The organism is Solibacillus isronensis (assembly GCF_900168685.1).
In the GTDB taxonomy this organism is placed as follows: Bacteria; Bacillota; Bacilli; order Bacillales_A; family Planococcaceae; genus Solibacillus; species Solibacillus isronensis_A.
In genome coordinates this window covers 722,684-734,636 of sequence record NZ_FVZN01000014.1, presented here as the reverse complement: position 1 = coordinate 734,636, position 11,953 = coordinate 722,684, and the positions used below count along the sequence as shown (strand labels likewise).

5 protein-coding genes are annotated in these 11,953 nt (G+C 38.1%); all 5 read right to left on the bottom strand.

Annotated elements, in window-relative coordinates:
• Positions 1-130: 130 nt before the first annotated feature.
• Entirely contained in the window at positions 131-1,888 is a 1,758-nt protein-coding gene (locus tag B5473_RS12160; protein WP_079525512.1) for a recombinase family protein, read from the bottom strand.
• A gap of 246 nt (positions 1,889-2,134) precedes the next feature.
• A complete protein-coding gene (locus tag B5473_RS12155; protein ID WP_079525511.1) occupies positions 2,135-3,280 on the bottom strand; it encodes a hypothetical protein in 1,146 nt (381 codons plus the stop codon).
• 127 nt (positions 3,281-3,407) lie between these two features.
• Positions 3,408-6,713, bottom strand: coding sequence for a recombinase family protein (locus tag B5473_RS20795; protein ID WP_303047332.1), 3,306 nt, complete (start codon positions 6,711-6,713; stop codon positions 3,408-3,410).
• A gap of 223 nt (positions 6,714-6,936) precedes the next feature.
• Complete coding sequence (locus B5473_RS12145; protein WP_079525507.1) at positions 6,937-8,067, bottom strand: hypothetical protein; 1,131 nt, start codon at positions 8,065-8,067, stop codon at positions 6,937-6,939.
• A 184-nt stretch (positions 8,068-8,251) separates the two neighbouring features.
• Entirely contained in the window at positions 8,252-11,875 is a 3,624-nt protein-coding gene (locus tag B5473_RS12140) for a recombinase family protein (RefSeq protein WP_079525504.1), read from the bottom strand.
• Positions 11,876-11,953 lie beyond the last annotated feature (78 nt).

Below are 11,953 nucleotides of genomic sequence, written 5' to 3'. Positions count from 1 at the left end.
TTTCGATTATCTAAAAGAATAAATAGACCCACCAAGTCTAGTATAGCAAAATACATTAACTCGGTGGGTTGCTTTAAACTTCTATTTATCTTTATCAGCTTACAGATTGATAGATTAATAGATTGCTAAATTATTTTCCCTTTACTCGATACACATACTCCCTAATATTCTTCCGTCGTTCCTGCACTTTGAAGCGTTCAAACGTACCTTCTTTAAACAAAGGCATAACCACTCGATCGACAAGGGTTGTTTTACCCATTTGTTTTCTTTCCAGCATAAATGCCAACATCTCTTTCACCGTTCTCGGTTCATGGCAATACTCAATGAGCGCAGCCACTTCTGGCCCTCTCAAAAATGCTTCGTGTTTTGCTTTTACCTTCGCCCACCGCTCCCTTTCACATTGTTCCTGAAAAGTAGAATACACCTCGTCAGTTGCCCATTCCAATCCAAAGCGTAATTGATACACAATGCTGCCATCTTTATATACAGCGGCATGGTCTACAACATCTGTATAAATCTCGTCAGGAAAGGCTTTTGATTCACTTTTTATATAAGCCTTCAAGTTTTTCATAAAACGCTTAAGTGCCTTTCGTTCCTCTTCCGCTTTTTCTTTCCGGTCTCGGAAGGACGCAAGTCTCTCATACATAGCACATAGCTTTTCAGTCATTTGGTCAACTCGTTCTGTATCTCTCCCCTGACCATGAAGGCTTTCATCGACCACCTCGTAAAGTTCTTGGTTTAATAGTTTTACTTCCCATTCTAACTGCTCTTCCTTAATTTTCTCTTCAGGGGACAAGTCCATCTGTTCAATCGCCTGCTCCGCCTTCTGATAGAATGTACAATCCTCATAAATATTCATTAACAGGTGACGAAAATGTTGTTCATAATACCCCTGTTTAAAGGCCATGGAGTCGCAAGTATCATGAACATGGTAGTGTGGATAGCCTGCGCGATAACAGACCCAATAGTGTGAATAATAGTCACCATCTTTTCGTGGTCTTTTATTCACATAATGAACCACTTGTTTGGAACATTCCCCACAAATCATCTTTTCTAAGAATACTTCGTTTTTATTTTCATTGATTTCTGGTAAGGGAGCTGAACGTTTCTTCTTTACCTCTTCCGCTCGCTCATCTAATATCTTCTGTACTTCCTCCCATTTTTTCTTTGGTATGATCGGTTCATGATGTTGTTCAATATAATACTGTGGTTCTTGACCTTCATTGGGAACGTTTTTCTTTTGACCGTTTTGAAGGGCTATTGTTTGCTGGAATAAAATATCCCCTTTATAAACCACATTTCTTAAGATGTTTGTAACCGTTCTGGCTCCCCAGGTTAAATTACCAGTCGGACTGGGAATCTTTTTCTCACTAAGATCAACTGCGATTTGAGCCACAGTGACTCCTTTTCGTACCTCTCTAAAGATACGCCTGACCACGCTCGCTTCTTCTTTCACTATATGCCAACGGTAGTTATCATCAATGGTATAACCATAGTTCGGTCTTTTCCGATGGATAATTCCACGCTTGGCCATGCTGCGGATGCCCCATGACATGGACCTACCCATACCGATACTTTCCTCTTGTGCAATGCTTCCGAAAATGGATAACATAAGGTCTGCTTGAGGGTCCGAAGTCCATATATTTTCACGTTCAAAGTAAATGTAGGTTGGATTTGGAAGCTGACGAAGATATCTCGTGATTTCCAGTGTGTCTTGGATATCCCTACTTAGTCTGGAAACGGACTTGACCAAGATGACATCAATTCGTCCTCGTTCGCACTCTCGAATGAGCCGATTCAATTCATCTCGATTTTTCATGGAACGCCCCGATATCCCTTCGTCCGCATAGATGCCTGCAAATTGATAGTTTTGATTTTTCCAAATCAAATAAGTATAGTATGCAACCTGTGTTTTCAGGCTCGCCGTGAGGACGTATGGATAAAAATACGCAAAATATAGATTAAAATATCCGAGTTCCTACTTTATAATAGGCGGTTATTTTCACTCCTCTTCTCTTCAAAATCCTCGGTTCATTTTTACTTAGAATTTCACCCAATAAAACGCAAAAAATGGCCCACCTCCTTGTTTGGAGATGAGCCTGATTTGTCGTGTTTCTACTATATAAACCAAGTTTTAATTATTGAGATACGGCATTTGCTCTTTGATTTTTTCCTCTGCTAATTTCTTAGCTTCTTTAATATCTTTAAACCTTCCGTAATATGTTCCTTTTACATTTACAATCCAATCCTGATTGGTTTCGTCCCAAGAAACTCCTCTGATGCCACTTTTACTTCCTTTTCTTGCTCCTTGCCTATTTTGCTGATTTTCACTTATAGTAGCATTCACTAGGTTCCTCTTTCTATTGTCCAGCGTATTATGATTTCGGTGGTCTGTAACCATATCCTCAGGAGTATCCATTATAAATCTGTGTAAATATATTCGGCCTTCCGGAGTATTGGCAACTGCATAAGGATCCCCATTCCCTTTGAAATAGAACCATGTATATCCATTAGCTTTTACCCGCTCCAGGTCTTCTCTATCAATAAATGTTCTAGCTTTTTCTTTGCCATGCTTATCCCTTAGAATAATAGCAACCGCATCATCTTCTACCTCTTCATAATCATTAATCATTTCTTTACTGTAGACCTTCAAGTTTGATTTACAATTATTCAAAGTGTCTTTATCCGCGTGCCTAATTGGCTCCTTGTTATCCACTCCCATGATAAAGGAATGTAACGTGATTTTCTTCCGGTTCTTCTTACCCTCAACATAATAATAACTAGCATTATGAACAAGATAGTTTTCAAAGTCAGAATGCCACTCTGCAAACCAAGTTCCTTTCTCTAATACTCTTTGGAGATCCTCAGCATCAATTTGAGTAGTTAATAAAGTGCCATCCCGTCTCTTTAACTTAAGATAAGCCTTATCATCCATTACCTCATACTCATTACCTTTTACAATTTGAACCTCTTCGTATCCAACAGTTAAATTACTTTTCCTATGATCTAGCTGGTCACCATTTATAAATCTTACTGGAGAATTATCAATAGCATCTAAAACAAAACGGCTTAACGTAATATTTTTCTTAACTTTATTTTCACGATATGTACCCTTTATAACCCATCTCTTTCCTTGTACTTTAGTCGCTCCCCAAGAGTTAGGAAAGCTATTTACTTTTTCTAAATCTTCTGTATCAATGATAACTTCTAGTATTTCTCCATCTGGTCTATTAATAAAAACAATCGTTTGATCACCTTGTATTTCATAATTGTTTTTCATATAATCACCACCCGTTATATTTTACCATTTTATCAAAGTACAGAATATAATCTATTAAACTAAAAAATGGCCCACCCCCAAACTGGGGATGAGCCTAGTAAATCGTATTCTTCTATAGTAATGCTGCTTAAATTTCCCCGTCCTTTTTCATCCGATAATGATTTTGTTCTAAATGATAATCGTCCCGCTTTGCTTTGAACGTTTCCATTCTACCTGACTCCAGTAAAGGCTTGATAACCACATCCATTAAATGAGGTTTTGAAATAAACATCCTTTCATTTATAAATGCCAACATTTCTTTCATGACACGTGGTTCTTCGCAATACTTGAGCAACTCCGCTATCTCGGGCCTGTTTCGTAAAGCTTCGTGTCGTTGTCTGGATTTCTCCTTTCTCTCTTCTGCCATTTGCTCTAGGAATGAATCATACCTTTCATCAGTCGTCCATGCGAACCCGAAGTTAAAATGATAAATGACTTTTCCGCTTTTATACACGGTTGCCTTCTCAATAAATTCTTTGTGTAGCTCCTCTGAAAATGTTGTTTGTTTTTCGATCATGTGTAGTTTCAAGTTTTTCATAAATTGCTTTAAATTCTTTCTGTACTGTATTGCACTTTCTCTTCGATTGCTATAAATCTTTAGCTGGTCATACATTCCACACAACTCTTCTGTTATTCGGTCTACCTTCCTGGAATCCTGCCCCTGCTCTTTTAAGCCTTCACTCACCGCATCATATAAGACTTGGTTTAATTCATGCAGTTCATTTTGTACCCTTTTCTCTGCATCTAAATCTTCATTAGTTAGTTCAACTTGTGAAATGGCATCGAGAGCATCTTGATAGAACGTGGGGGATGTACTTATTGCTTCTAACAAATGAATAAAATGCTGTTCAATATATCTTTGTCGAAAATACCTTGTATCACATGGATCATTCACATATTGATGGGGTCTATTAAAATGGCGACATGACCAATATTGATTATGATAATAATTTTTTGAGTTCTTCACTTGTGTTCTCGAATGAACCAATGCTTGACCACATTCCCCACAATACATTTTATTCGTTAGTATCTCATTTTTATATTCACCCACATCTTCATGCGGTGCACTTTTTTCCATAGCTACTCTTGCCCGTTCATCTAGAATCCCTTGGACTTCTTCCCATTCTTTCGGTTTAATAATCGCTTCGTGGTGTCCTTCAATATAATATTGAGGCGCTTCCCCCTGATTTAGAATAGGCCGCTTATCTGCAGTATTTACGGTTACATATTGTTGAAAAAGATAATCACCACGATATTTTTCGCTTCTCAAAATTCTATCGACGGTGGATTTATTCCAATTATCCTTCCCTGTCGGTGATTTAATATCTTCTTTACTCAAATCCTGTGAAATCTGATAAACTGTTTTTCCCTTTCGAATATCTTTGTAAATCCGTCGAATCACTTTAGCTTCTTCTTCAACAATGTGCCATCGAAAATGCTTATCTGCTCTGTAGCCATAATTTGTTTGCTTTCGGTGAATCACACCTCTTTTAGCTTGCGTTCTTAGGCCCCAAGAAATACTGCTACCCAAATTCACACTTTCCTCTTGAGCAATACCTCCGAAAATGGAAAGGATGAGATCGGACTGAGGATCGTTTGTCCATAGGTTCTCTTTTTCAAAATATACATACACCGGATTCGGTAATGTTTTCAATTTTCTTGTGATATTCAATGTGTCGAGAACGTTTCTGCTAAAGCGTGAAATACTTTTCGTCACAATTAAATCGATACGCGATTTTTCACATTCTCGAAGAAGCTTATGAAACTCTGTACGGTCTTTCATCGATAGCCCAGAGATACCTTCATCTGCAAATATTCCTGCAAATTCAAATTTGGGGTCCTTTAAAATGAAATACGTATAGTATGCAATTTGATTCTTAATGCTGCCAGTCTGCTCTAAATGGTCCGATGAAACCCGGCAGTAGGCTGCTGTTCTAAGACGCTTCGTTTCTAGCATTCCAGGTTTTTGATAGTCCATTTTGGATTTTTCAATGGATTCTAGAATACTTTGTCCTTTATTTGGTTCAATCACTTCAACTTCTCTTGTTATTGTTTTTCCAGCCATTTCACCCTCATCCTTATCTTTAAAATCACCGTTTTCATTGAGGAGGGTCAGTTCTTGCTTCACCTCCTCTCCTGTTACATTTTCTTTCGTTTTATTAATTTTTGTATGTTCGTACTGTGTAGGATTCCCTATTGTCGTAGTGGTTTTATCTAGCCATACCACCTCATAATCCTTTTCAGATGCTACAGTTATATCTAAAACCCAACCTCTTAGTTCATCCAATGTGACCTTTCCACAGAAGTCCTCCAACGACTTTACACTTTCAAGCCATTGGAGGGTTTTCATCCGGAATGGTCGATCTTCTTCAATTTTTCCAATCTCTTTTTCAAATTCTCGATAATCTTTTTCTAACTGCATGATTTCCTTATCGGATAGGGTTTCTCTTGCGATTTCCATCTCAGATAACCATTTCAATCTATGAAACTCAAAATGATCTTGTTGGTTAGTTTTCTGGAGTATTCTTTTTAAGGTTAATAGAGTGCTAGAGTCATCCATATTAAATCTCATATTTAGTGCCTTCAAAATAATTTCATATAGGCGATCATCTGTAAGCATTGGATTTTCACATTCACCCACCCTACTTGCGTGACACTGCCAGTAACTCGCTGAAACTCTCCTGGTATAAGTTAATCGGTAATTACAGCGGTAACAACAGATTCGATTTCTGAATGATGGCGGTTCCTTCTTTTTTGGCTTTTTTGCTTTTTGAATATTTTGGTTCAAGCGCTCTTGAGCCTGTTCAAAAACTTCAAGACTAATAATGGGTGGGTGAGTATTTTTTATCATGACTTGATCCTGAGTTCCTTGCGAATATTTATTCGTAAACAACTCTTTTGAATGAATTCTTGATACCTTATTTCCTGTATAGGTAGGTCTTTTCAACATCCCTTTCACTGTTTGGGATTGCCATACATCTTTCCCTTTAGCTGTTTTGATTCCTCGTTTCGTCAGCTCTTTTGCAATTCCTGTTAGGGTCCACCCTTGTAAATACCAATCAAATATCTGTTGAACCACCTTTGCTTCTTCTTGATGAACTTCTAATGTGGCCTGTCCATTTTTGGTAGCCTTTCTATATCCAAAGATGTGATTGAATGGAGGCTTACCCTTTTGCAATCGCTTTTCATACCCCCATTTCACAGAGTTCGAAACTGCCTGAACTTCTTCCTGAGCAAGAGCTGCATACGTGCTCAAAAGAAATTGATTATATTCTATAGAAGTGTCTAGTTTCTGCTCTTCAAAATAGATGCCTACGCCTCTTTCTTTTAATTGTTCGACTATAGTGATAAGGTGTTCCGCATTCCTACTTAGCCTTGATACATTCTTGGTCAGAATAAACGCCGTGAGGACGTGTGGATAAAAATACGCAAAATATAGATTAAAATATCCGAGTTTCTACTATTATATAGACCAGTTATTCTTCCTCCTTTCCCTGTTATTTTCTCGTTTCATTTTTAGAGCGATTTTCACCCCATAAAACGAAAAAAAATGGCCCACCTCCCTGAATGGAGATGAGCCTGATTGGTCGTTTTTCTTCTATTGTAATACAACGTTTTTAACCATAATAATTAATCTTACTTAATCTGGACTGATCGTTAGTGAGCTGCAACGGTTCCTCATTATGAAAATTCACTTCATCATCAAACATCCAAAATAGCATTTTATATTTGTCTGGTAGAATATCGTCTATTTGACGAATAAAATCATAACAGTACTGAAGAAACTCAATGGTTTTATTTTTCGTCACCTGTAGCAAAGGCTGCAGCTGAGATATATGTTTCGATTCATCCATAAAGGGCGATGCATGAACATACCTATCTCTGTAATTTAAAACTTCCTTGTAATTGGCATAATGTGGCTTTACCTTTTCCACTTCTTCCGGATATAGTTTATAAATGATATTTTCAACAATTTGTTTATCATTTATTTTCTTTTCTTTTAATACATCTTTCACTGCTTCCGTTTCCTCATGGTTTCCTAGTTTTATATTATAGAAGAAATCGTATAAACACGCTTCAACAAAGGTTACAGCCAAGAAGACTAAGTTCCTTTGCATGCCTCCAATTTTGTTTCGTAATTCTCTAGATTTTACATCTGTTATCATTTCAAATCGTTCTTGATGGCTTAGCTGTTTATTTTTCTCATCTTGTTCTGCTAAAAGCTCCAGGTATAAATTCCAATGAACTTTTAAGTCATTAAAAATAATCATTTCTGGTATAGTTGGATACACACCTTTATAAATATTTAATTCAAACCAATGATTATCATTAAACGCAGGCTGTCCGGTGAATTTTTTATAGTCTAAAATATCTTTGATTTGCTTTGTTTGAAAAAGGCTAACTTCCTCTTTTTCTATATCACTTAGCCTTTCTCGTGTAAAAGCAATGATTCGATTTACCAACTCATTATCGTATGGCTTTTTGAAATTGCTTTTATGTAAACTATCCTGTACCGTTTTCCAAATATTGTTTCCCCAAATTACATATTGCTCTTTTTTTAATCTAGATTCTTTTATTTCATAAGCTAATTGAATATTCCCCACTTGTCCTTGTGTGGCTTGTCGACCACTAATTAAATTTATGAATATAGCAGTTAAGGTGTATTGAAATGCTTTTTTCTTTGCTCCAGACATTGTATTTAAAGTGGCCCGAGAAAAGAGTTCCTTTAATACCATTAAATCATCCACTAATGATTCCTCCCCCTTTAATGAAATGAAATTCAAATTCTATTATAACACGCAGCATGTCCCTCTCTCTTTCTTCCTTCTAAAACAAAAAAACGGCCCATCCCCTGAATGGAGATGAGCCCAAATGGTCGTGAATTTTTTATAATAAACTATTTTGGTAGATTAATAGTTTGCCAGATTACACTTATTTCTCCGCTTCTTTTACATAATACAAATACTCCCTAAAGTTCTCTCTTTTTCTCAAGAAGCGCTCAAACGTCCCTTCCTTCCACAATGGCATAACTACTCGATCAACAAGTTTTGTTTTTCCGATTTTTACCCTTTGCTGCATAAATGCCAACATCTCTTTCACCGTTCTCGGTTCCCGGCAGTAGTCAATAAGGGCAGCCACTTCTGGCCCTCTAAGAAATGCTTCGTGTTTTGCTTTTACCTTCGCCCACCGTTGTGCTTCACATTGTTCCTTAAAAGTAGAATACACCTCGTTGGTCGTCCATTCCAATCCGAAGCGCAAATGATACACAACGCTGCCATCTTTATATACAGCCGCATGTTTCAAAACGTCTGTGTAGATTTCACTTGGGAAGGCTTTTGATTCATTTTTTATATAAGCTTTCAAATTTTTCATAAAACGCTTGAGTGCCTTTCGTTCCTCTTCCACTTTCTCCTTCCGATCTCGAAAAGCCGCAAGTCTCTCATACATGGCACAAAGCTTTTCAGTCATTTGGTCAACTCGTTCTGTATCTCTCCCCTGACCATGAAGGCTTTCATCGACCACCTCATAAAGTTCTTGATTTAATAGTTTCACTTCCCTTTCTAACTGCTCTTCCTCAATTTTCTCTTCTGGTGTCAAGTCCATCTGTTCAATCGCCCGCTCTGCCTTCTGATAGAATGTAGAATCCTCATAAATGTTAGTTAATAGGTGTTTAAAATCTTGTTCAAAATAGTCCTGTTTAAAACCCTTAGAATCACATGGGTCATGAACATGATAATGCGGAAAGCCTGCTCGATAACAGACCCAAAAATGTTGATAATAGTCACCATTTTTTTTCGGCCTCTTATTCACATAATGGACTACTTGTTTTGAACATTCCCCACAAATCATCTTCTCTAAGAATGTTTCATTTTTATTTTCATTGATTTCTGGCAAGGGAGCTGAACGTTTCTTCTTTACCTCTTCCGCTCGCTCATCTAATATCTTCTGTACTTCATCCCATTTTTTCTTTGGTATGATCGGTTCGTGATGCGCCTCTATATAATACTGAGGTTCTTGACCTTCATTAGGAATGTTTTTCTTTCGACCATTTTGCACCGCTATCGTTTGTTGGAATAAAATATCGCCTTTATAAACCACATTTCTTAAGATGTTTTTGATAGTACCCGTTCCCCAGTTTGTTGAATTACCGGTTGGAGTGGAAATCTTTTTTTCACTTAGATCCACTGCGATTTGAGCCACAGTGACTCCTTTTCGTACTTCTCTAAAGATGCGCCGGACCACGCTCGCTTCTTCTTTCACTATATGCCAACGGTAGTTATCATCAATGGTATAACCATAGTTCGGTCTTTTCCGATGGATAATGCCCCGCTTGGCCATGCTGCGGATACCCCATGCCATGGACCTACCCATACCGATACTTTCCTCTTGTGCAATGCTTCCGAAAATGGATAACATAAGGTCTGCTTGAGGGTCCGAAGTCCATATATTTTCACGTTCAAAGTAAATGTAGGTTGGATTTGGAAGCTGACGAAGATATCTCGTTATTTCCAGTGTGTCTTGAATATCCCGGCTAAGTCTGGAAACGGACTTGACCAAGATGACGTCAATTCGTCCTCGTTCACACTCTCGAATGAGCCGATTCAATTCATCTCGATTTTTCATGGAACGCCCCGATATCCCTTCGTCTGCATAGATGCCTGCAAATTGATAGTTTTGGTTTTTCAAAATCAAATAAGTATAGTATGCTACCTGTGTTTTCAGGCTTGATTGCTGCTCTAAACGGTCCGTTGAAACACGGCAATAAGCAGCTGTTTGCAGGGCGGTTTTAGTATTTAAATGGGAAGAAGGTTGTTTATTCACCCCCTCCATCGAGGCTTCAATCGTCTGCAAGATCGCTTTACTGTTGTTTGGTTCAATCTTCTGCACTTCTCTTTTAGGAATGGATGATTTCTTAATTTCCTTTTCCTCTATCATTAATTCGCCTTTGACATTCAGTAATTTCAATTCAGAAGTCACCTCCTTTGTTGTCTGGCTTTTTTCTGCTGATGGTGAATCTATTTCCTTTATTAAAGGAGTTCCAATGGTCGTCACCGTTCCATCCAACCATTTCACCTCATAGTCTCTTTCAGTCGTTACCGATGTGCTTAAAACCCATGCCCTGAAATGTTCTAGAGTGACTTGTTCATAAAAAGTTTCCATATCCTCAATGGAATCCAACCATTGAATCGTATTTGTGCGATAAGGTCGTCCATCTTCTACACCTTCAATATGTTCTTCAAATGCTCGATACGCTTCTTCTTTTTTCTTCAGCTCTTCATCGGTATCCGTAGTTCGAGCCATCTCCATTTCTGTCAGCCACTTTAACCGATGGAATTCGAAATGGTCTTGTTGATTGGCAACGGTCAGTATTTTCTTCAAAGTACCGATTTGAACATTTTCATCTTCTAAGAACTTTTTCTCGAACGCCTCTAGTATCATGGTTCGTAATTGATGTTCTTGTAATTCTGGTCCCTCACAAACACCCGCATTTCTTGCATTACACCGCCAGATATTACCGCTCTTCCTTTTATGAATTCTTATGAGTTTTCCACAATGCTGGCAGATGATTTGTTTCTGAAAAGCATGTGGTTCTGCGGGAGTGGTTCGCTTACGTGGAGATTTATTATCCAAACTAAACTTCTCTTGAGCCCGATCAAAAACATCAATACTGATAATGGCTGGATGGGTATTTTCAATCGTAATGTGGTCATCCTTGTTAATCGTTTTTTGCTTGGTAAACAAATCAGTAGAATGAAGTCTGGCCACTTTATTACCGGTATAGGTAGGATTCTGCAACATATATTTAATGTTTTTTGTCCCCCATACTTTCCCGCCTTTCATGGTTGGAATCTCTTTGCGTATGAGTTCTCGTTTGATATCTGGGATGGACCAATCTTGTAGAAACCAATCGTATATCAAGCGAACTACCCTTGCTTGTTCCTCATTGATTTCAAGGGTGGGCTGTCCATCTTTTGTGATTTTTCGATAGCCGTAGGTCGCTACAAACTTTGGCTTTCCTTTTTGCAAACTTTTTTCATAACCCCATTTGGTAGAGGCCGAGATTGTTTCAATTTCTTCTTGTGCCAAAGCTGCATAGGTACTTAACAGAAATTGATTGTATTCTACCGAGGTATCTACCTTCTGCTCTTCAAAATACACGCCAACCCCAATCCCTTTTAACTCCACCACAATCTTAATCAGGTGCTCGGCATTCCGGGTAAAGCGAGATACATTTTTAGTCAAGATAAAATCGACACGCCCTTCATGGCAATGGCGGATTAGACGTTGTAACCCTTTCTGTTTGGTGGCATTCCTTCCACTCGTGCCGTTATCAAAATACACACCAACGAACTTCCAGTTTGGTTTACTTCGAATCAGATGGGTATAATGTTGCACTTGGTTCTCAAGCGAATGCAATTGCTTTTCTATATCTGTACTCACTCGACAATAAGCAGCTACCTTCACTTCATGGTTTCCGATTAACGGACTTTCTTCTCTTGCCTTGACTGGATCCCACAACGTACGGACCCACATCCCTTTTTGAATTTCATCCAATACAAAAACCCCTTTCCTATAAGTGATAATGGTTCGTGTCCATCTATCACTCACATCCCGAGAACTTTCAAGTTCTTT

What these genes read in the sequence shown, in the direction of transcription:
- B5473_RS12155 (WP_079525511.1), bottom strand. Translation starts at nt 3,280, where the DNA reads ATGAAAAACAATTATGAAATACAAGGTGATCAAACGATTGTTTTTATT.